The 22,471-nt window shown below is 59.3% G+C and carries 16 protein-coding genes; 1 reads left to right on the forward strand and 15 read right to left on the reverse strand.

From position 1 onward, the window contains the following. Window positions 1-26: 26 nt before the first annotated feature. The 15 genes from HMPREF3160_RS03675 to mraZ all read right to left on the reverse strand — a co-directional run bounded on the left by HMPREF3160_RS03675 (window position 27) and on the right by mraZ (window position 18,396). Window positions 27-800, reverse strand: coding sequence for a YggS family pyridoxal phosphate-dependent enzyme (locus HMPREF3160_RS03675; protein WP_239446418.1), 774 nt, complete (start codon window positions 798-800; stop codon window positions 27-29). 19 nt (window positions 801-819) lie between these two features. Further along, entirely contained in the window at window positions 820-1,575 is a 756-nt protein-coding gene (locus tag HMPREF3160_RS03680; RefSeq protein WP_070507105.1) for a purine nucleoside phosphorylase YfiH/LACC1 family protein, read from the reverse strand. A 4-nt stretch (window positions 1,576-1,579) separates the two neighbouring features. Beyond that, window positions 1,580-2,782 (reverse strand): cell division protein FtsZ, encoded by a 1,203-nt coding sequence (ftsZ, locus tag HMPREF3160_RS03685; RefSeq protein WP_035754483.1) that lies wholly within the window; start codon window positions 2,780-2,782, stop codon window positions 1,580-1,582. Between the two features lie 276 nt (window positions 2,783-3,058). After that, window positions 3,059-4,066, reverse strand: coding sequence for a cell division protein FtsQ/DivIB (locus tag HMPREF3160_RS03690; RefSeq protein WP_070490522.1), 1,008 nt, complete (start codon window positions 4,064-4,066; stop codon window positions 3,059-3,061). Further along, the gene (gene murC / locus HMPREF3160_RS03695) at window positions 4,063-5,529 is read right to left on the reverse strand and encodes a UDP-N-acetylmuramate--L-alanine ligase (protein WP_083285391.1); all 1,467 of its coding nucleotides are present in this window, start codon (window positions 5,527-5,529) and stop codon (window positions 4,063-4,065) included. The genes HMPREF3160_RS03690 and murC overlap by 4 nt, the downstream gene beginning before the upstream one ends. Window positions 5,530-5,605: 76 nt before the next feature. Next, entirely contained in the window at window positions 5,606-6,721 is a 1,116-nt protein-coding gene (gene murG, locus HMPREF3160_RS03700; RefSeq protein WP_035754479.1) for an undecaprenyldiphospho-muramoylpentapeptide beta-N-acetylglucosaminyltransferase, read from the reverse strand. A gap of 23 nt (window positions 6,722-6,744) precedes the next feature. Beyond that, window positions 6,745-8,022: a putative lipid II flippase FtsW gene (gene ftsW / locus HMPREF3160_RS03705; protein WP_070490524.1), complete on the reverse strand. Its 1,278-nt coding sequence runs from the start codon at window positions 8,020-8,022 to the stop codon at window positions 6,745-6,747. 103 nt (window positions 8,023-8,125) lie between these two features. Continuing rightward, window positions 8,126-9,664, reverse strand: coding sequence for a UDP-N-acetylmuramoyl-L-alanine--D-glutamate ligase (murD, locus tag HMPREF3160_RS03710; protein WP_083285393.1), 1,539 nt, complete (start codon window positions 9,662-9,664; stop codon window positions 8,126-8,128). After that, window positions 9,661-10,770 carry a phospho-N-acetylmuramoyl-pentapeptide-transferase gene (mraY, locus tag HMPREF3160_RS03715; protein ID WP_035754478.1) on the reverse strand — a complete coding sequence of 370 codons (1,110 nt, stop codon included), beginning with the start codon at window positions 10,768-10,770 and terminating at the stop codon, window positions 9,661-9,663. Before mraY ends, murD begins: the two co-directional genes overlap by 4 nt. Before the next feature lie 3 nt (window positions 10,771-10,773). Next, window positions 10,774-12,264, reverse strand: a complete 1,491-nt coding sequence (murF, locus tag HMPREF3160_RS03720; RefSeq protein WP_070507107.1) for a UDP-N-acetylmuramoyl-tripeptide--D-alanyl-D-alanine ligase — start codon at window positions 12,262-12,264, stop codon at window positions 10,774-10,776. Window positions 12,265-12,281: 17 nt separating this feature from the next. Beyond that, window positions 12,282-13,943, reverse strand: coding sequence for a UDP-N-acetylmuramoyl-L-alanyl-D-glutamate--2,6-diaminopimelate ligase (locus tag HMPREF3160_RS03725; protein ID WP_070507109.1), 1,662 nt, complete (start codon window positions 13,941-13,943; stop codon window positions 12,282-12,284). Further along, window positions 13,937-15,739: a peptidoglycan D,D-transpeptidase FtsI family protein gene (locus HMPREF3160_RS03730; RefSeq protein WP_052048215.1), complete on the reverse strand. Its 1,803-nt coding sequence runs from the start codon at window positions 15,737-15,739 to the stop codon at window positions 13,937-13,939. Before HMPREF3160_RS03730 ends, HMPREF3160_RS03725 begins: the two co-directional genes overlap by 7 nt. A 27-nt stretch (window positions 15,740-15,766) precedes the next feature. Then, the gene (locus HMPREF3160_RS03735) at window positions 15,767-16,603 is read right to left on the reverse strand and encodes a cell division protein FtsL (RefSeq protein WP_070507111.1); all 837 of its coding nucleotides are present in this window, start codon (window positions 16,601-16,603) and stop codon (window positions 15,767-15,769) included. Next, on the reverse strand, window positions 16,600-17,619 hold the full coding sequence (rsmH, locus tag HMPREF3160_RS03740; RefSeq protein WP_052048254.1) for a 16S rRNA (cytosine(1402)-N(4))-methyltransferase RsmH: 1,020 nt from the start codon (window positions 17,617-17,619) through the stop codon (window positions 16,600-16,602). The genes HMPREF3160_RS03735 and rsmH overlap by 4 nt, the downstream gene beginning before the upstream one ends. A gap of 345 nt (window positions 17,620-17,964) precedes the next feature. Next, window positions 17,965-18,396, reverse strand: a complete 432-nt coding sequence (gene mraZ / locus HMPREF3160_RS03745; RefSeq protein WP_035754472.1) for a division/cell wall cluster transcriptional repressor MraZ — start codon at window positions 18,394-18,396, stop codon at window positions 17,965-17,967. Between the two features lie 508 nt (window positions 18,397-18,904). On the opposite strand from mraZ, the gene HMPREF3160_RS03750 reads away from it, so the two are divergent. Beyond that, the coding region (locus HMPREF3160_RS03750; protein ID WP_256173895.1) for a YPDG domain-containing protein at window positions 18,905-22,471 on the forward strand (3,567 nt) is incomplete at its 3' end.

A 22,471-nucleotide genomic window follows, 5' to 3' on the forward strand; every position in this document is an offset into this window, starting at 1 on the left:
CTATGAAATTCAGGCACCTTTCAAAGCTAACGCACAGGTGAGCGAGAACCCAGCACATCCGACCCGATGCGTAGGTGTGTCGCCCCTGCAAAAATTGCTTGCTCTAGATCATGACTCATACCGGCCGAGATTCCACTCGCATCCGGGTGTGTTTCTTGAATTCGATGGGCCAGTTCACCTATCCGCTGAAAAGCTATCTCTGGCGCCTCATCTAGGGGTGCAACAGTCATAACACCACGCAACTGAAGACCCGGATTTTCAGCGATACTGTCGGCCAATTCGGGCGCATTATTAATACTTACGCCGCCGCGGCCATCATCGGGCTGGTCCTTCCGCACATCGACCTGAACGTAGCAACCAAGCGGTTCGAAACCTTCGTCCACCCGACGTTGCCCAGCCCTAGCCAGCGCCTTCACAAGTGAGGCACGATCAACCGAATGAATTTCCTGTGCATACCGGACCACACGATTAACTTTGTTGCTTTGCAACTGGCCGATGAAGTGCCAACGCAAATCCGGTGCATATTCGGCTAGTGCTGCGGCTTTAGGTGTAGCTTCTTGCTCGCGGTTCTCCCCCACGTTCCGTACCCCGAGGTCATACAGGGCAGCGACATCCGATGGTGGGAAGAACTTTGTGACCACAATGAGCGTGGGTTCCTCGGTTCGCCCCGCCTCCTTGGTTGCTCGCGTGATGCGCTCTTTGACTGCGCTGAGGCGGGTTGCAAGTTCTTCGCGGCGGGAATCGGTTGCGTTGAGGCTTGGTGTCTGCAGGTCCTGGGGTTGCCCGTGGGTGTTGCTCACTGTCTACCTCTTTTTATTCCTATTGAATGTTTCGCTGATAGATGATGGTCGCGTTGCGCTCGTGCTTGTTTTCTCCGCGGTAGGAGTACCAAGCGGAGTTCTCGAGTGTGCATTCGTTTGCCTCATGCACCAAGACTCCGTATTCTTCTAAGATGGCGCGGCTTGCTCGCGGCAGATCTAAAGATGGTGTTCCCCAGCTGGTGGTGGAAGCGATAACTTCCGATGCGGCCCCTGGCAGTGCGGCGACCGCATCGGTAACCATCGTTTGGGGCACTTCATAGCACCGCCCACAGATCGCCGGCCCGATCCACGCTTCAAGCTCGGCTGCATGTTGGTCGGTCAACGCTTTCAGGGTGTTCTGAATAACTCCGTCGATAAGACCTGTACGCCCGGCGTGAACTACTGCCGTAGCGGTGCGGCCTGCCGGGAGGCTCGCCGCGATCGCAATCGGTATGCAGTCTGCTGTCAACACGGCGGGGGCATACCGTGCACTGACATCGACCAACGCATCAGCTGTTGGCACATTGTGCTCTCGCTGGCACGTGTCAGCCCAAGCACCATCGGAATCAATGACCGCTACGAACGGGCTATGCACTTGCGACATGAAAGCCAGCGAACCCGGCTTCACACCAAGACGCTGTTCAACACGTGTCCGCGCGTGCAACACAAGCGCAACGGAGGGGCCCTCTACCGTATGTACGGCGAGGTTCCCCTCCGTGCGGCCTGTGAACGCTACGGCAACGTCCGGGTGAAGTGTGAACGTTTCGCAGCGCATTGGTTTACTTCAAGAAATCCGGGACATCCAGTGCGTCGCGCCCCGGTGGCATGACCGGTTCCACAACCTCTGGAACGTCGTTCTCTTCGTCTTCTTCTTCGATGCTGGCAGGAACCGGCAGGTCCTGTTCCTGTGTTGGGACCGGATGAGGCACCGCAGCGAGCGTCGGTGTTCCCGATGCCTGTTCATCAACGCGAGGTGGAACAGGCTGTTGGTTCGACTGGCTCACCTGGCTAGGCTGAGCCGGGCGGGAGGTCTTATCAACCTGGTCGAATCCGGCAGCGATGACGGTGATGCGCACCTGGTCGCCCATCGATTCGTCGATTGCGGAGCCAACGATGATGTTGGCTTCTGGGTGAACGACTTCCTGGACCAAGCGTGCCGCATCGTTGATCTCGAACAGGCCCAGATCCGAGCCGCCCTGGAAGGACAACAGAACGCCCTGCGCGCCTTCGATGCTTGCTTCCAAAAGTGGGGAGGCAATAGCCTGCTCGGCTGCCTCGAGTGCACGGTTCTCCCCGCTTGCGGCACCGATACCCATGAGCGCGGAGCCCGCGCCTTCCATGACAGTCTTGACGTCTGCAAAGTCGAGGTTGATCACGCCTGGGGTTGTGATGAGGTCCGTGATGCCCTGCACTCCTGAGAGCAAAACCTGGTCTGCGGCCTTGAACGCATCCAGCATGGTGATGCGTTCGTCAGAGATGGCAAGCAGGCGGTCGTTCGGAATCACGATGAGGGTGTCAACCTCATCACGCAACGCGTCGATGCCAGCTTCTGCCGAGTTCGCACGGCGGCGGCCTTCGAACGTGAACGGGCGGGTCACAACACCGATAGTCAAAGCACCCAGCGAGCGAGCGATGCGAGCGACGACAGGGGCCGCGCCCGTGCCGGTGCCGCCGCCTTCACCTGCGGTCACGAAAACCATGTCAGCGCCAGTGAGAAGATCGTTGATTTCTTCTTCGTGATCTTCTGCAGCCTGACGGCCAACATCCGGATTAGCGCCGGCGCCGAGGCCGCGGGTCAGTTCGCGACCAATTTCAAGGGTCACATCCGCTTCAGAGAGCATGAGCGCCTGAAGGTCAGTGTTGATGGCAATGAATTCGACGCCACGGAGGCCTTCCTCGATCATACGGTTGACTGCGTTGACGCCACCGCCGCCAACACCGACCACCTTGATGACGGCGATGTTTTCTTGTCCAACTGCCACGTTTTGGGTCCCTTGCTCGTAGGTATGTGCTCGTAAAAATAAGCTGACGCCGGAGCATCATGCGGTCCATGTGTATTGCATGGTGCTGAAGCGATCTCCGAGCCTATATATCGAGTAAACCGCCCACGCTAGGCCGCTTCAAACCTTGCGTGCGGCGTGTCGTTATGCCGGAGGGGAATTCATCCCTCAAGCGTCCATTTTGGCCGCTTTTCATTCCATATCTTTCAACCGTTGGTTGAAGCTCTTGGTTCTCGCCAGGCTACGCCACTCGTGCGATTATTCATTGCTCGTGACGGGTCGCTGAGGCGTTGAGACATCAATGACCTTGTCTTTGACGTCTTTTTGGTTGAGGAACGTTTCAACCAACGCGGCCTTCATAGGCCCGTCCTCAGGTCCGCCCCACACAATCTTACGCCCGTCACGCAACTTGAACGTCACGGTGTCCACTGATTTCGCTTCTGCCTGCTTCAACGTAGCCAAAACGCCACCGGGAAGTTCCGCAAGCGCCTGGACTACACCGTCGAAAATCTGATGCCCAGGGTCTTTCTCCGGAACACTCACCAGAGGCAGCTTATCGGCCTCATCACCAGATACTTCCTTGAGCGCCACGCCGTTATCGCCAACGATCATCTTCTTACCGTCACGTTCCATGACAGCAACCTGTCGATGCTCAACAACCTCAACGCGCAGATCATGCGGACCATCCAGCTGGATACGGACATCCTGAATAGCGGGGAACTTCTTCAGAAGACCCGTGATCTCCCGGTTGTTAAGACTGCCGACCGGTTTCCCCTCCAGCGGCTTAAGCGCCTCAACGATCTTGGCGCTATCGGCAAGTTTCGAACCGGAAACGCTGACCTTTTCAACCTTGGCTAGCGGGCTGAACGACAACGCAACCATGCCGCCCACAAACAGCAAGCACGCCCCAACACCAGCCATCCGGCGCCACTTCTTCCGTTTGCGAGCCTGATCCTTCTTATGAGGCCGAATCGGCGTCGGAGCAGGTAACGGCGCCTCGCTCTGAGACTCTGGAACGAGCTCAGAGTCCACATCAGGCTGAGAGTCCGCCTCTGGCTGCGGTTCAGGTGGCGGCGGTTCAAACTGGGACACCGGAGCAACGCCGTCTGCCGCCGTGCTGTCTTGCGCTGTGCTTTCTTGCTCCGTGCTGTCTTGCCTAGCTCCGGGCTGCTCAGCGCTGTCTTGTTCAGCGCTGTCTTGCTCAGCGCTGCCTGTTTCCTTGGGACGGGCTACCGCGCTGAACTCAAGCTCGTCATCGGATTTCATCCTGTGTATGTTTCACCGCCCTCGGAATCTTCGTAGCCGTCCTCCTCGATGGCTTCCACGATCTGTGTGCCAAGAGCTGTGACATCACCGGCACCGAGCGTTAGAACCACGTCCCCTGGACGGGCAAGCTCCGCAAGCCGTTCGGCAACATCCTCGGGATCAACCAGCGCATACTCAACACCCACGTGGTCAGCGATCAACTGGGTGGTTACCCCCGGGATGGGGTCTTCACGGGCAGGATAGATGGGAAGCAACGTGACCGTGTCAGCAAGGGAGACCGCATCAGCGAAGCCGTGCGCGAAATCTCGCGTCCGGGAGAATAGATGCGGCTGGAACACAGCGTGCACGCGCCCCTCGCCTGCAACATCGCGGGCCGCGCCAAGGGCCGCGGTCACCTCCGTTGGGTGATGCGCGTAATCGTCATACACGCGAACGCCTCGCGCCTGTCCCTTGTAATCGAAACGGCGAGAGGCCCCCTGGAACTCTGAAAGCGCATCCGCGCACGCCTGCGGTTCGAAGCCGAGCAGAACACCCACCGAGATCGCGGCCACCGCATTCAAAACATTGTGCGCACCAGGAAACGGTAGATCCAGCTGGGCCACACCACTTGGCGTTGTGACCTTAGCCGTGGCACCAATCCCGTGAGGTTGCATGCGGGAAACACGCACATCGGCGTCAGAGGTGAAACCGTAGCCAACCACTTTCGGGCCATGTCCAGAAGCCGAAACCTTAGCCGCAAGCTCGGCGCCGCCAGCGTCATCCAGGCACACCACCACAGCGCCGCCTTCCGGAACGCGCTGAACATGCTTTTCGAAAGCCTCCGCAACAGCCTCAGCGGTCCCATAATGGTCCAGGTGATCCGGCTCAATATTTGTCACCACAGCGATGCGCGGCTCATAGTTCAAGAAAGAGCCATCCGACTCATCAGCCTCAGCAACGAAAATATCGCTGCCTCCGGCGGCCGCGTTCGTTCCCAAACCACCCACCGTGGCACCCACCGCAAAAGAAGGGTCAGCGCCCAACGTGGACAGCATCGTCGTGATCATCGAGCTCGTGGTGGTCTTACCGTGCGTACCGGCAACCGTGACCGACCTGCGGCCCTTCATAACCAACGCGAGCCCCTCGGAACGATGCAGAACGCGCACGCCAGCCTCACGCGCGGCAACCAGCTCAGGGTTATCCTCACGAATCGCAGAGGACATCACGATCGTGTCCACACCATCAACGTGCTTGGGCTTGAAACCAACGAACGTACGTGCACCGGCGGCCTCAAGCTCATCCAGAACCGGCAGATCCTTCGCATCCGTCCCGGAAACCTCCACGCCCGCAGCAAGATACAGCCGCGCAACCGCAGAAACCCCCACACCTCCAATGCCCAAGAAGTGAACCCGACCCAAATCAGACAGATTCAGCTCGTCAACAGTTCGCTGTGTGGAACGGGTATCAGAACCCGAAGCATTCATGGTGTGGTTCCTCCACTCACGGCCCCTCAATCCACAATGGCTAAGAGGCCTCGAAACAATTTTGAGATGCCTAACTTCACTGAGAAGAACGCTGGGAAGCGTGCTGTGAAGCAATATCGACAATGGTTCTCGCCATCGTCTGCGCCGCGTCAGTAATACCAACGGTAGCCGCCGCGATACCCATCCGCTCAAGACGCACCGGATCATCGAACAGAGCCATCACGTTCTCAATCAGCCAGCCGCTAGTGAGCTCGGCATCCTCAACCATGAGAGCCGCATGGGCATCAACTAGAACTTTACCGTTGAGCGCCTGCTCACCGTTACCCACCGGCAACGGAACCAAAATACCCGGCAATCCCGCGGCCGCGACCTCACTCACCGTGCCAGCGCCGGCACGGCACACGATCACATCCGCGGCCTCATACGCCCGCTCCATCGCATCCACGTAAGCGAGCTGAACGTACGCGGCACCATCAGTGGCGCCTTGAGCCTCAATACCCTTACCCACACCAGTGATGTGCAGAACCTGCACCCCACGGCGCGTCAGCTCCTCAACAGCACCAGCCAAAGCCCTATTGAGATTCACAGCCCCCAAAGACCCGCCGGTAACCAACAGCGTTGGCGCCTCCGGATCCAAACCGAAACCACGCCGAGCCTCAGCCGCGCCCCCTGCACGGTCCAGATTCGCGATCGCCTCCCGCATCGGCATCCCCACATGCCTAGCGTCAGCGATCTTCGTCTCAGCGAAAGCCGTACCAACAAACGCGGCCTTCTTCGCGCCCATCTTATTGGCCATCCCCGCACGAATATTCGCCTCGTGGATCACCACCGGAACCTTAGCCTTGAACGCAGCCTTATACATCGGCGGGCACACATACCCACCCACACCGACCACCACATCGGCATCAACGCGACGCAGAATCTCCGCGGCACGGCGGCCAGCATCAAGATACTTACGCGGAAACTGCAGTGCCGCCTTATTCAGCCGCCGCGGCATCGGAGCCTTAGGGATCAACTCCAATTCGAAACCCGCATCGGGAACCAAGCGGCTCTCGAGCCCCTCCTCGGTACCCACTACCGTGATCCGTGCATCAGGGTGCATCCGGCGAACCGCACGAGCCATCGCCAACAACGGCGAAACATGGCCGGCAGAACCGCCACCCGCAAACACAATAGAAAGCTCAGAACTCACGCCTGACCCCTTCTCGCCCAACGCTAAACTCCGTCCTTCTCACTAGCGTCAGTTACAGCAACGCTATGTACAACAGCCTCACTACCGTCAGCGTCTTCCTCAGCCGCTGAGGCAGCTACAAACTTTGCACGCTGAGAAGCCATAATCTCAGTCCGTGCAATGTTCAACACCAATCCCACGCCAATCAACGTAGACAAAAGTGCCGAACCACCATAAGAAATAAACGGCAACGGGACACCGATCACCGGAAGCATCCCAGAAACCATCCCGATATTCACGAAAGCCTGGAAGCCGATCCACGCCATCACGCCGCCACACACAACCCGCGAAAACAGCGAATCCCCCCGGAAACCGATCCGGTAGATACACACGATCATCACCATGAACGCCGCGATAATCGTGAGCGTGCCCCACAAACCGATCTCTTCACCGATGATCGCCACAATGAAGTCATTCTGCGCTTCCGGGATGTAGCTCCACTTCAAACGCGACTGGCCTAAGCCCACGCCCGTCCAGCCGCCAGAAGCCAACGCGAAACGGCCCTGCAACGCCTGGAACCCAATCCCCTGCGCATCGTCCTCTGCGCCCTGACCCGCGAAAGACAAGATGCGCATCATACGGTTTGGGCTAGCAAAAACAGCGACCACCGTCATCGCAAGCCCCGCAGCCCCAAGCAAACCCATGACACGCCACGGAGCGCCCGAAACCAGGTACATCACCGCGAGGATCCCGGCGAGCACCAGTACCTGCCCGAGGTCCCGCCCCAGCAGCACCAAAGCAATCGCCATGCCCACCACCACAGCAACCGGAACCAGTGCATGCATCGGCTGATCCATCACACGACGTTTACGCTCAAACATCGTGCCGGCGAACAGAACCATGACAGGTTTGAGCATCTCAGACGGTTGCAAGGTCACCGGACCAAACTGGAGCCAGTTCTTATTACCGTTGACATTGACACCGATCACCAGAACCAACGCCAGCAACCCGAGCATCCCGATCATCGCAATCCACGCCAGACGCTTCAGCCACGCGGTCGGCATCGCCATCATCACGAACATGCCCACGATGCCCATCACACCGAAGGTCGCCTGTTTGATGAACAGCGAATACGGGTCGCGGTCAGCGGACACGAACTCGACGGCCGAGGAGGACAGCACCATCACGAAACCGAACGCCGTCAGCAACAGTGTGGAAGCGATCAAGACATAGACCGTGGTGCGCAGGCCCGCGGCGTCTGTGAGTTCGATGCGGCGCATCTGGCGGCGAAGGAACCCTCTACGTGGCTTAGCGGTGGCCATGGGTACCTCCTGCAGTTCTCCGGTATGGTGCCTCATCCGATGGTTGCTGTGCACGGCCGGTGGCCTTGCTCAGCTGGTTGCCTGTGTGTCAGCGCTCGGCGGTTTATTCGGGTGATTTACCGAGTGCCTCAGCGACAGCCTTCGCGAACGCGTGGCCGCGGGCCGCATAGGAGGCGAACTGATCCATGGACGCCGATGCTGGCGCGAGCAGGACGGTGTCGCCTTCCTGTGCAACGCTGAGCGCGTGGCTGACAGCTTGCTTCATGACGGCCTCACCAAGTTCTGGTGTGACCTTATTAGGCTTACCAGTTTCTCCCACCTGGGTCCGAAGAACGGGGACGTTGGGCGCGTGTTGAGTGAGAGCTTCCTCAAGTGCGCTCGTATCAGTGCCGATCAACACCACTGCCCGAAGGTGGTGGCTGTGCTGCTGAACAAGTTCGTGGTACTCAACGCCCTTGGCTAATCCGCCAGCTACCCACACCACGCTCGGATACGCAGCCAGTGCCGCGTGAGCTGCATGCGGATTGGTTGCTTTAGAGTCATCGATCCACGTGACACCATCAGCTTCGGCGATCGTCTGGATGCGGTGCTCACCACGGTCATAGGCCCTCAAGCCAGCGGCAACACCTTCGGCGTTGATACCGGCAGCACGCGTCAGTGCCGCGGCAGCCAACGCGTTCGCGACAGTGTGATGGGCTGGACGCGGCCCCAGATCAGATAGCTGCGCAAGCTCTTGGGCCTGCGTGCGGCGCTCCGCGATATAGGCGCGGTCCACCAGCAGGTCCTCAACCACACCAAGCATCGAAACGGCCGGGCTCTGAGTTGTGAAGCCAATCCCCCGGCACCCTTCAACCACATCGGCTTCTTCAACCATCGCAAGCGTAACCGGATCTTCCGCGTTGAAGATCGCCGCGATCTTGGTGCGCTCATAGATTTTGGCTTTATCGGCCTTGTACTGTTCAAAACCGCCGTGCCAATCGACGTGATCCTCAGCGATGTTGAGCACCGTGGATGCCAGCGGAGAGATCGAATACGTATGGTGTAGCTGGAAGCTGGAAAGCTCAACCACCAAAACGTCATAGCCTTGCGGGTCCCGGATTGCATCCAAGACCGGCGTTCCAACGTTGCCGACCGCGATCGCACGGAAACCGTCCTGACGTAGCATCTCCGCTGCCATCGTCACGGTCGTGGTCTTACCGTTGGTGCCGGTCACGCACAACCATTCCGCTGGTTCGGCCAACTCGCGGCCATCGCGTACACGCCACGCAAGCTCAATCTCGCTCCACACAGGAACCCCGGCTTCGCGCGCCTGAACCAGCAACGGGTGGCTCGGCCGCCAACCTGGGGAAACGATCACAAGATCAGGTTGTTCACCATCGACCGCAGGCATGGCCTCGACGTGCTCGGTACCGAGTTCAACCGATACCGCACCAACAATTTCCAGGGTCTGCTTGCGTTCGCGGTTGTATTCGTTATCAACACCATCGACGACAGCGACCTTCGCGCCGAGTTCAACCAAAGTGTCAGCGGCTGCGAAACCACTCGCGCCGATGCCGGCTACAACAACACGCAGCCCGCCCCAATCGGCACCCCACGAATCGAGGTGTTCAAGTCCTCCCAGCATGGGTAGCTGCTTGGTCATACTCTCACCAGCCAGTCCAGATAGAACAAGCACAAGCCCGCGATCACGAACAGGCCGCCCAAGATCCAGAAACGCACCACAACGGTGACCTCTTGCCACCCCTTGAGCTCAAAGTGGTGCTGGAGTGGAGCCATGAGGAACACGCGTTTGCCACCGGAGAGTTTGAAGTAGCCGACCTGGATGATCACGGACAGTGAGATCAGCACGAACATGCCCGCAATCACGATCAGTAGCAACTGGGTGCGGCCCAGGATTGCGAACGCCGCTACAGCGCCACCGAGCGCGAGCGAGCCGGTGTCGCCCATGAAGATGCGTGCGGGTTTGGTGTTCCACCACAAGAAACCAACGAGCGCACCGATCAGGATCACAGCCCAGATCGCAAGATCCATAGGGTCGCGGACTTCGTAGCATCCCCCCGCCATGGCGCGATGCGTGCCGCAGCTTTGGGTTTCCTGCCACAACCCGATGAGAGCGTACGCTGAGAACACGAAGATCGAAATACCTGTCGCCAAGCCGTCGAGGCCATCAGTCAGGTTTACGCCGTTGGTGGTTGCGGTTGCGATCAAGTTAGCCCAGATCACGAACAGGACCCCGCCGAAGATAGGGCCTGCAAAGCTCAAATCAAGCCACGGGATATCGCGTGCCGCGGAGATCATCATGGAGCCAGGCGTGCGGCCCTGCTCATCCGGGAACATGAGCGCAAGCACCGCGAAAGACACGCCCACGATGCCCTGGCCGAGGATCTTCTGCCACGGGGTTAGCCCGAGCGAACGTTCCTGCCGGATCTTCGCGTAATCGTCAAAGAAACCGACCATGCCCATCCCGGCCATGAGCAACAGCAGCAAGAGGCCCGATGCGGTTGGTCCCGCGGTCGGCGAACCCAACAGCGCCAGAATCAGGTGAGTCAGGAAGTACGCGAGGATCGCGGCCGTCACGAACACGGCGCCGCCCATCGTGGGGGTTCCGCGTTTGGACATGTGGCTTTGCGGGCCGTCTTCGCGCACGAACTGCCCATAGCCGCGGCGAGTCAGCAAACGGATGAACAGCGGGGTGCCTGCGAAGGAAATGATGAGGGCTATGACGCCACCGAGTACGAGTCCGAGCATGTATCAGCCCTCCCGTGTCTGCTCAGCGTTAGCGAATTTTTCACCGAACCAGCGTAGTCCTGCCCCGTTCGAGGATTTGAAGAGCACGACGTCGCCTGGCTGGACGTTATCGTTGAGGAAAGTTTCGGCTTCCTCAGTGGTTTCGAACCAGTATGCCTCTTCACCCCACGAGCCTTCCTGGACCGCTGCGGAGTGGATCGGTTTAGCGCCGCGGCCCACAACCACCGTTTTAGAGATGTTGAGGCGTACCGCCATGCGGCCGAGCCGGTCGTGTTCGGTGATGGAGTCTTCGCCGAGTTCGAGCATCTCCCCCAGCACGGCCCACGTGCGGCGGGGCTCGCTGTGCGGGTTTCCACGTTCGATCTCAGCGAGCAGCTGAAGGGCTGCCATCATGGATTCCGGGTTGGCGTTGTAGGCGTCGTTGATGACGGTGACGCCGTCTGCGCGGTCAGTGCGTTCCATCCGGTGCCGTGAGATTGCCCCGAGCCCGGAGAGAGTGTCTGCGATCAGCCCGGATTCGATCCCGGCCGCGCTGGCGGCGGTCGCCGCGGCCAAAACGTTGGCTACGTGGTGACGGCCAACTAGGCCAGAGGTGACTTGCCGGACGGAGCCGTCTGGGAACGTGAGGGCGACGACGGGGTGTCCGCTACCATCCAGGTGCACGTTGGTTCCGTAGACGGCACCAGCGATGTTGTCCTCGCTGTCTCCAGCAGCGCCGAGGGATGCGGTTGCTGGGTCGCTTTCGGTGAAAGCCCAGACGGGTGCGTGTGCGGCTTCGCGCATGTTCCACACCGTGGAATCGTCCTTATTGAGCACCACAGCGCCCTCAGGGCCGACCGCTTCAACGAGCTCACGTTTGGTGAGAGCGATGTTTTCGATGCCGCCGAACTCGCCCACGTGGGCGGTGCCGACCATGAGGACCACGCCGATATCTGGTTTGACGATGTCTGCGAGGTAGGCGATGTTCCCGCGCTGGGTGGCCCCCATTTCGGCGACCAGGTACCGGGTATCTTCCGTCATCTCGAAGACGGTGAGCGGCAAACCTACCTCGCCGTTATAGGAGCCTTGCGGAACCACGGTGGGTCCTTTATGGCTCAAAATAGCGCCTAGGAGGTCTTTAGTGGTGGTTTTGCCTGCGGAGCCGGTGATACCGATCACGGTGAGCTCACCGTGATCGCGGACCGTTTCAACCACGTGGCGGGCAAGCACACCCATCGCGTCAACAACGTTGTTGACGATGACCATCGGCAACGGCTGACCTGCGGCGTCGGTGACTTCGCGTTCCCCGAGGACCGCTACCGCGCCGTCGCCGATGGCGCTTGCAGCGAATTCGTGTCCGTCGGTCCTCTCCCCTGGCTTCGCTACGAACAGCGCGCCGGGGGTGACCTCGCGGGAATCGGTCGTGAGTGAACTGACGTGCGCGTCAGTATTCACCGGGCCGTACAGGCGGCCTCCGGTGACTTCGGCAAGTTGGGAAATGGTGAGAGTGATCATTGTTCTGTGGACTGACTCTACTCGGTCTTGCTGGTTTGTTGCACGAGTGCGGCTCTTGCCTCTTCACGGTCGTCGATGGGGACCATGATTCCGCTGACTTCCTGGGCGGTTTCATGCCCGCGGCCGGCAAGCAACACAACGTCGTTTTCCTGGGCCATCTGGATGGCTTGGTGAATGGCTGTGGCACGTGGCGCGGCTTCGATGACCCTCGCGCCGGTGCGTGCGGCCGCTTGCTGCGCCCCTTCGATGACGGCGGCGCGGATGGTTGCCGGGTCTTCATCGTGCGGATCGTCATCGCTGACGATCACGATGTCAGCGTTTTCTGCTGCGATGCGGCCCATGATGGGGCGTTTGAGTTGATCGCGTTCCCCGGTTGCACCGAAGACTACGATCACTCGGCCTTCTTGCGTGCGCACGGATGCGAGCGCTCGTTCAAGCGCGTCAGGGTTGTGAGCGAAATCGACGATTACAGCGGGGCGGGTTGAGACGACCTCCATGCGCCCAGGGACGCTCGGGGTCAGCGGGGATGGCTCGGCAGCTATTGCTTCTTGTAGCTTGGCCGCCGGAACGCCAGAGGCGATAACCATAACCAACGCGAGCGCTGCGTTGGCGACGTTGAATTCACCTGGCATGTCCACGTGGGCGTCCAGGGTTTGGGGCACACCGGCATCGTCAGCTGGGCCTGTGAGCGTGAAACGGTAGCCGAGGTGCTCACGGCGGATATTTGTCACGTTCCAGTCGGCTTCCGCACCGTCCTTGGTTTCAGTAGCGTTCACCGAGAGGGTTTGCACCGGGATGCTCGCGGTTTCAGCGAGTTTCTTACCCCACTCATCGTCTACGAGCACAACCCCGCGACGCGCGTGTTGGGGGGTGAACAGCTCGGCTTTGACGTTGAAGTATTCCTCCATGGAGCCGTGTAAGTCCAGGTGGTCTTGGGTGAGGTTGGTGAACCCCACAACGTCGTAGAGCAGCCCACTGATGCGGTGAAATTCGATCGCGTGGGAAGAGACCTCCATCGCGATGGTGTCCACACCGGATTCGCCCATACGGGCCCGCAAAGAATGCAGCTGGGTCGCTTCTGGAGTGGTGAGTTTAGCCTCGATGGTCTCGGTTCCGGACTGGATTTCGATGGTCCCGATGAGCCCGGTGTGGTGCCCAAGTGCGGTGAGGAGGGAGCGCACCATGTAGGTTGTGGTGGTTTTGCCGTTGGTTCCGGTAACACCGATGAGGGCTGGCAGCGGCGCTGGGCTCTCACCTGAGCTGTTGGTGGATGAACTGTAGATGCTTGCGGCGAGATCCCCCAGCTGGGTGCGCAAGTTTTCGGTCACCACAACGGGTGTGCTCGTCGCGCTTGTCTGTTCAGCGCCAGCCTGCCCCGAAGCAATGATGTCTGCACCGGCGGCGTCGGTCACGATCGCGGCAGCACCGGCCTCGATTGCTTGGGCTGCGAAGCGTGCCCCGTGGGTTTTCGCCCCAGGTAGAGCCGCATAGAGGTCGGACTCCTGGACGGCACGGGAGTCAAGCGTTATCCCGGTGACTAGGGTTTCAGCTTCGGTGCTGCCGAGGGTGGCGTGTGGGAAGAGCTGTGCAAGCGTCACACCGGCTGTGTGGTTTGGCCGGAAGGCTCGTTCAGCTTGCGCCGCACTGGTGGGGGTCTCAGACACGGGTTTCCTTACCATGGATAGTTTTGTCGTTCGCCGGAGAATACTTTATATGCTTGCGACTTCGATTCCGTTGGCGCGAGCCCTCGGCTACGTACGGTGGCTTCCATGATGCGCGTGAATGTGTCCCCGACCGACCAGTCTTTCCAATTACCTTTCGGGTGGTGCATGGTCACGAGTACAAGGTACTGGGGGTCTTCGGCTGGTACCAGCCCGCCGAAGGCTTGCGAGTGTTGATCGAACTTTCCGCTGGGGCCCTGGGCCTGTGCGGTACCGGTTTTACCGGCTACCCGGTAGCCCGGCATCTTCATTGCGTACGCGGTGCCGTTGTCAACCACCGATTCCATGGTCCGCATCATGGTTTTCGAGGTTTCCGGGCTGATAACGCGGCGTTTGTCGCCGGTCGGCGCTTTAGTCTTATTACCTTCCGCGTCGACGTAATTTTCGACGATGGTCGGCGTGATTTGTTCGCCTCCGTTGGCGATGCCTTGGAACATGGATGCGGTGTTCATGGGTGAGAGCGAATAGCCTTGCCCGAACATTGTGGTGAGGCGTTGACGTTGGTCCCAGTTCTCTGAGTTCAGGAGGATCCCGGGGTTGCCGGGGCCGAGGCCTACGTCGAGGGAAGAGCCGATGCCGAGGTTCTTCATGAACTCGTAACGATCCTGATCGGTGAGCCGTTCGCCGATCATGACGGTTCCGGTGTTATAGGAGCGAGCGAAGATGCCGGCTCCAGTCATGTTAAAGGTTGCGTGCGGCATCGAGTCAGAGATGACTTCGGTACCGAACTTTTTCTTATTCGGCACTTTGAAGTTTTCCTCGGGTTTGAGTTTGCCTTGCTCATAAGCGAGCGCGAACGTCGGGACTTTACCCGTGGATCCCGGCTCGATCGCTTGGGAGATCGCTGTGGATGTACGGTAGTCGGCTTCGGTGTCGGCGGGATCGTTGGGGTCCATCGGTGTCGAGTCAGCCAACGCCAGAATGCGCCCGGTTTTAACGTCCATCACGATCGCGTTGACCCAGAGGGCGTTGAACTGCTTGCGTTTGGCCATCACGGCTTCTTGGGCGGCCCACTGGATGTCTTGGTCGATTGAGAGCTGCACGTCTTGGCCGTCAACGGCCTCTTTTTCGGCTAGTGCCGCACCGGGGATGCGGACCCCGTCTGCGGAGCGTTCATAGACGCGTTCCCCTGGGATGCCTTCGAGGTATTTCTGTTGTGAAAGCTCGATGCCGCTGGCACCTACGCCTTCCGCGTTGGTGAAGCCAAGCACTTGACCTGCGATGGGCCCGTTGGGGTATTCGCGGTGGGCGCGTTGTTCGCTGGTCATCCACGGGAACCCGACCCGTAGGACGGCTTCCCTGACTTTAGGGGTCACATTTTTCGCGATGACCGAGTACCCGTTCTTGGGTTGCCCCTCAACACCGAGCATGAGGTCGCGAACTTTATCGGGGTCTTTGCCGAGCTCGTATGCGACTTCTTCCGCGGCCTGCTGCGCGGTGATCGTTTCCCTCTTCCCCGTTTCTGGGTCTTTGCGGGTGAACTCTTCGGTGACGAGGTTCTGGTTGACGATCAGGTCGTAGCGCACTACGGACATCGCGAGGACTTCGCCCTTGCTGTCGAGGATGCGGCCGCGGACCGGGTGCAACTCCTCAGTGGTTGTGCGTGAGGAGAGCGCGTCTGCTGCGGCCTGTTTGGAGTCGATTCCTTGAACCCAGATCATGCGCCCAGCAAGCACGAGCATGAGCAAGAGGACAAGCATGAGCAGCGTCCGCATGCGGTAGACGGAGCGAACCTCGGCCGTGCTGCGTGCCATGGATGACTCCCCTCGTGTGATTAGTGTCTAGTCACCAGCGTTATCTGAGCTGGTCTGCGGACCTGGAATGCTTCCGCCATTGAGGTCCTTACCGGAAAACGGCTTGGTGTTCTTTTTATTATCCCCGGCAGCTTCTTTGGCTTTCCCCTTCTTGGAAGGGGTGTCGCTGACCTTGCCGCGCTCCCCTTTCGCATCATCACGAGCGCCCTTCTCCGCCGCGCCACTCTGAGGCGAACCCGCTTTCTCAGAGCCAGCCGCATCCGGGCTTGTCGGTGCGGGAGCCTGTGCGCCCTGGGCGGTGTTCTGTTTAGCCTTTAGTTCTTGTTGGGCGCGGGCGAGTTCGCGCTCGTTATAGTCAGGTTCGCGCGGGGCCTTGACGTGCGGGCCTTTGGCGAGATCGTTGCCCTGTTTCTTGGCTTCGGTCGCTTTGCCGTAGATCTCCTTTTTATCCACATCGATCGTGGCAGCACTTCCGGATGCGGTCATTCCCAGCTGTGCCGCGCGTGCCGCGAGGTTCTGCGGGGACTTCTTGTTGAACAGTTCACTGCTGCGTGCTTCATTGTCTTGCGTGAGCTTCTGCTCCTGCTTTTGCAGCTGCACGAGTTCGTATTGCCCTTTGGCTACCTTGACGTTGATGCCCAGAGCCGTCGCTACCGTCGCCGCCATGATCACAAGGCACAACAGGATGAAGCTCAACACTTTCTTGCGGGGCTTGTACTCGATAACCGAGAGCGGTTTCCGCGTTTCAGTGCGAACGCCCTGAGGGGTTTCGGCTACGCGAAGCTGACTCGCGGTTCCGCTGAATTCCTCGGTTTGCGGTTCCGCGTGGGCGGGTTCGGCCCTGAGCAGTGGTTGCGCGCTCATGAGTTCCTCCTAGAGCGATGGCTAAAGCGGTCTGTGTAGTGGTGGCGGCTGAGGGGTTCGCGGATGCGTTCGACCGCTCGTAGTCTTGCTGCGGCGGCACGGGAGTTTTCTTCGACTTCCCTTTCCGTCGGTTTCTCGTTGCCGCGGGTTATGAGCCGATATTGGGCTTTGTGTTCTTCGGGTTCGATGGGTAGCCCTACCGGCGCGGATGAGGTCGTTGCTTGCGCGAAGGCGTATTTAACGAGCCGGTCTTCGAGGGATTGATAGCTCATGACCACGATGCGGCCTCCGTTAGCGACGGCATCGAGGGCTGCAGGTAGCGCGGATTCAAGGACGGCCAGTTCGTTGTTGACTTCAACGCGGAGCGCTTGGAAGGTCCGTTTGGCGGGGTGTCCGCCCTTGGTTCCGCGCGGGTAGGCGTCGATGATGAGCTGGGCGAGTTGCCCGGTCGTCGTGAACGGCTCAGTTTCGCGTGTGCGCAGGATCGCGTCGATGATGCGGCGTGCATGGCGTTCTTCGCCGTAAGCCTTGAGCACGCGGGTTAGCTGCTGATGCGTGTAGGTATTGACGACCTCGGCCGCGGTGAGTTCCGCGGTGGTGTCCATGCGCATATCGAGCGGGGCGTCGTAAGAATAGGCGAATCCGCGTTCACGTTCGTCGAGTTGATACGAGGAGACACCGAGGTCGAACAGGATGCCATCGACGGCTTCGATGCCAGCGGTTTCGAGTGCCTCGTCGATGTTGTCGTAGGTGGTGTGGCACGGCACTAGCCGGTCGCTGTATTCGGTGAGGCGCTCTGATGCCATGACGAGCGCATTGGTGTCGCGGTCGATACCGATCACGTGGACGTCCGGGTTGCGTGCAAGCAACTGGTAGGTGTGGCCACCCATGCCTAGGGTTGCATCGATAACCCACGGTGTGCGGCCGGCGTCACGCGCGGCGTCGATTCCGGGTTGCAACAGATCGAGGCAGCGCTCAAGTAACACTGGGACGTGGCGCTCAGCTGCCGACTGCACGCGGCCTGATGCTGCGCCATCGAAAGCGTGGGCATTAACTGCCTGACTTCCTGCCGCGCGCTTGTTCTTTGTCACTGTATTGCCACCTCCCTACGGGGTCTGTTGCTTGTGCTGATGGTTTAGGTAGAAGTCTTGGTGTTAAAGGCCTGGTGTTGGCAATTCGCTGGTGAACATTCGTTGGTGAAGATGCTCCGAGGGGCTCGTTCCCCCACCGCGTCCCTGGCGGCTGGCCCGGCTCAGGGGAAGTTGAGTCGGGATATCCACTGGGTTTCGCGGGAGGAGAGCGCGCCCCTCGGTTTTCCGGTGTTTCTGATGCGTTGACTGGCTGGCGTGCCGGCAGGTGGATCAGAAGAATCCGGGTATCACTTCTTCATTTGTGTCTGAGAAGGAATCTTCCTGCTCAGCGAGGTAGGAGTTCCAGGCCTCGGTGTCCCAGATCTCCGCGCGGCTACCGGCGCCGATCACGGTCACGTCGCGATCGAGACCTGCGTAGGTCCGTAGCGGTTGCGGGATGGTCACGCGGCCCTGCTTGTCTGGCACCTCATCAGAGGCACCGGAGAGGAACACGCGAATGTAGTCCCGCGCTTGCTTGGAAGACATCGGGGCGGCCCGCAACTGCTCGTGGACCGCCTCGAATTCCTTCACGCTGAAAACGTAGATGCATCTTTCTTGGCCTCGGGTCAAGACGAGCCCTTTGCCCAACTCGTCACGAAACTTGGCCGGAAGAATGATGCGCCCCTTCTCATCAAGACGTGGCGTATACGTCCCAAGGAACATAACGCCACCCCTTTCCGAAAGTGGTGAGGTTCAGGGGGTCTGACTCCCTGAACTCCAGCTCGCTCCAACGCCCTCCACTTTACTCCACATCCCTCCCCCGTCAAGTGGTTTCTGGGTGTTTCATATATTTTCTGTGAATTATCTATGCCTATTTTCCCGCGAGATTACGCGGTTTTTGGCGGCAGGGGTCACGGTGGAGGATTAAAGGACGCCCAATCTACGCTGCAAGCGATAACCCTCAGTTTCACGCAGAAAGAGCGGGTATAAGCCGGCCTCAAGAGTGGCGGTGGATGGAAGTGGAGGAGGGCATTATTGAGGGTTGGGTGACACCTCAATCAACCTCCATGAGGGTTGGGTGACACCTCAACTAACCTCGCGGCAGATAGCGTCACTTTCCGGAAAGTGTTCATATCCACATGCGCCTTGTGAACGTATATGATGATTCATAGCTAAATCACAGCTTGAGGGTGTCGCGAGCACCGAAGAAGATTTCAATAAGGATTCATTGATGCGTACTCCACACAACACACGTGGGCTCAAACGTTCTGCGCGCTCGTCGTTAACTGCGCTATCTGTCATTGCTTTGACAGGTAGCTCGCTAGCGATTGCCCCTAGCTTCTTCTCCGCTGAGCCAGCCGCCACAGCGTCTGCACTCTCGGGCGGAATCCGAGATAAAGCCGGCGCTGTGGAGCAGGAGCAACAGAAGCCCTCGGACCTGTTAGCCGGCTCGTGTGAAGTTTTCGGTGGCGGCTCATCTGGCAGTCAGGCCGGTTTCACATGGACGACCCTAGAGCCAAGCCAGCACAGCGCTGATAAGACCATATGGGGCTTGAGCCTCGCGTTCGACAATTCGAAGGATCGAACGTTCGCAGCCTGGGGTTTTAGTAATTCTGGGCTCCTTAGTGGTGTCCTGGACCCCGGAACCATTTCCTCTATGGACGTCGGCCAGACTCTTTTTGGCGCTGAGGGACCGGTGACTGCTAAGGCCGATGAACAACTCGAGATCAAAGCCAGTCGTTCCCAAAGGAATCTGATCCTCAGCTCAGAACTGACCGGGGATAAGGTCAAGCAGTATGCACAGGCCGATGCTGGAAACCCCGTGCGTTATGCCTGGCAAGGAAAGTACACAAAAGATAACATTGACGGCCGCAAAGCGACTCAGGGCCAAAACGCTGGATTTACGGCTGTTGTGAATCCGTGGCCAAGCGAGAATGACAACTGCTCGCCTATTTCCGTGTCCTGGGAAAACCGGGAAAAGCTTGTGGTCACCCCGGGTGAAAAGGTCAAGGTAGGCCGCATCAGTGCCGACGCCCCATCGATGCCGCGCATGGTTGTTGAAGCCTATGACTCTCAGGGCAAGTTTATCGGCACCAGCAACACTGAAGCTTCCGGTGGCCAAGCACGTTTGCGCGTCGAAGATAACGGAGACGTGTACTTCACAATGCCTGAATACAAGGGCACGGAGCTCAACGCCCAACAGGGTGTCCGCTTCAGCGTTCTCGCCCTGCCACGCTCCGTTGAACAGCTGCAGGCTGCGATCGATGCGGACGCGGATAGTTACGGGCAGGCTTTCCAGGAATCCAATGCTCTGCCCCGATACAACAAAGCCAACGTCATCGACTCACACCAGTGGAGTCTCGACGATACCCAGTTCCATGACCCGAAATATGACAAGCGTGATGCCTCGATCATCTCTGGTGTTGAAAGTCCTCAAGGCCCGCTGGCTAAAGATCGCCAGTCAGTGACCTTCACCCAGGTACCGGACCTGATCAAGGACCTGGTGAAGAAGAAAGAAGACGGCGGTTTCGAAGCCGATGTCGAGCTTGATGAGAAGTACGTTTATGAAGGCTGGGACGCAACCCTGGACCCGGAAACCTATAACGTCACCGTCACGGCACCGAAGAATCCAATGCCGGGCACGTTCGCGCAGCCGCGGGTTGTGATCACCTACTCCAACGGCTCGAAAGACGAGCTTCCGTTGCTGGTAGTTGTTGAACCGAACAACACGCAGGTAACGGACCTGGTCAAGCCTGCTATTGCACCAGGTAAGCCGAACCAGGACATCGATTCCCAGATCAAGACCAAGGCCATCATGAAGGGCCACAAGGCTGTGGCGCCGGCCAAGTACGAGGTCGACGATTCCTCTGTGCCTTCGGGCTGGACCGTGACCGTGGACAAGAACGGCAAGGTCACTGCGAAAGCTGACGACACCGTCCCGCTGGGAACCGTGATCTCCCCGAAGGTCAAGGCCACCTACCCGGACCACACCACCGACGAGGTCGAGGTGCAGTTCCAGGTTGTCAACCACATCAAGGTCCCGACCTACGGCACGGAAACCAAGAAGCCTGGCGAGAAAGCCAGCTTGAAGCCAACCCTGCCCGAGAAGGGTCTAAGCGGTAAGGAAAGCGACGAGGCACCAAGCCGTTACACCTTCGAAGACGGCACAACCACGCTCTCCAAGAACGGTTGGACCGTCACGATCGATGAGAACACGGGCGAGATCAGCACCGAGGTCCCGAGGGACGCAGAGCCAGGCGACCAGCTGGACATCCCTGTTCTGGCCCACTACGCATCGGGCGCTAAGCCTCAGGAAGCAACCGCTACGGTCTTTGTCATCAAGGGTGATGACATCCCGACCTACACCGTGGAATCCACCGGCCCCGGTAACTCTGTGGACCACCAGGTCAGCAACGCGCCGAAGGGCTCGACGTTCTCCTTCGGTAAGGACGGGGACCAGCCGATCCTCGAACAGGAAGTTGACGGCTGGAAGTACACGATCAACCCGGACACAGGAGTGGTCACCGCGACCCCTCCTGCCGATTCCAAGCCAGGTGATCAGAAGACCATCAACGTCACCGTTGAGGCCCCAGACGGCTCTTCCCCGAAAGTGCCAGTCACCACGGTGGTCAATTTGAGCAACAACTGGGAAGCTGAACCGTCATATCCGGCGGAGACGGTCTACCCGGGCGGTACCGCGAAGTTGCCGGTCACGATTGATAAGCCGGATCATGTGAAGGTCGCCAAGGAGAACCCGTTCACGGTGGGTGATGTTCCTGCAGGCTGGACTGTCACGGTTGATGACAACGGCACGATCACCGCGACCGCGCCGGAGGATGCGAAGGCCGGAGACGAGGCGAAGATCCCCGTCACGGTGACCTACGCGGATGGCTCGAAGGACACCGCGGTTGCCGTGGTCAAGGTTGTGAACGTGCCGACGCGTGAGGTTCCGTTCAAGGTCGAATACAAGTACGACGACACGCTGCCTGCTGGCGAGTACAAGGTTGATACCGAGGGCAAGCCGGGTAAGGAGAAGCAGAACAAGGACGGCACGTGGGAGCGCATTGAAGAACCTGTCAACGAGGTTGTTCGAGTTGGCACTAAGCCTGCCGAAAGCGCGAAGGACGTGACGTGGACCGTACCGATCCCGTTCCCTACTGAGGTTCGTGAGAACCCTGACCTGGCGCCGGGCGAAACCAAGGTTGTCCAGGAAGGTGAGGACGGCGAGAAGACGTTCACCGCTAAGTTCACCGCTAAGGGTGATCAGGCCGATGTGGTCGAGGAGAAGACCACTAAGGAACCTGTCCCCCGCATTATCGAATACGGGCCTCGCCTGGGTACCCAGGAGTTGGTCACCACGGTGAAGAAGCCGGTTCCGTTCGAGACGGAGGTCGTGCTCGATGACACCCTCGAAGCCGGCAAGCAACTGGTCGAGCAAGAAGGCAAGCTCGGCGAGGACACCGTGACCTCGACGCAGAAGCTGGTTGACGGTAAACCATCCGGTGAACCTGTTGTTGAAACCAAGCGCACCGCGGAGCCGGTCAAACAGATCATCCGTGTAGGCACCAAATGCGATTGCGAGGACCCGTCGGACGGGCCAACCGAAGAACCGAGTGAAAAGCCGAGTGATACGCCATCTGAGGAACCAAGCGAGGACCCGTCGGACGAGCCAACCGAGGAGCCGACTGAGGGCCCGAGCGATACGCCATCTGAGGAACCAAGCGAGGCCCCTTCCGAGGAACCAAGCGAGGCTCCAAGCGCGGCGCCGAGCGAATCGCCAAGCGAATCGCCAAGCGAA

The organism is Arthrobacter sp. HMSC06H05, from assembly GCF_001807395.1.
GTDB classification, from domain to species: Bacteria; Actinomycetota; Actinomycetes; order Actinomycetales; family Micrococcaceae; genus Pseudoglutamicibacter; species Pseudoglutamicibacter albus.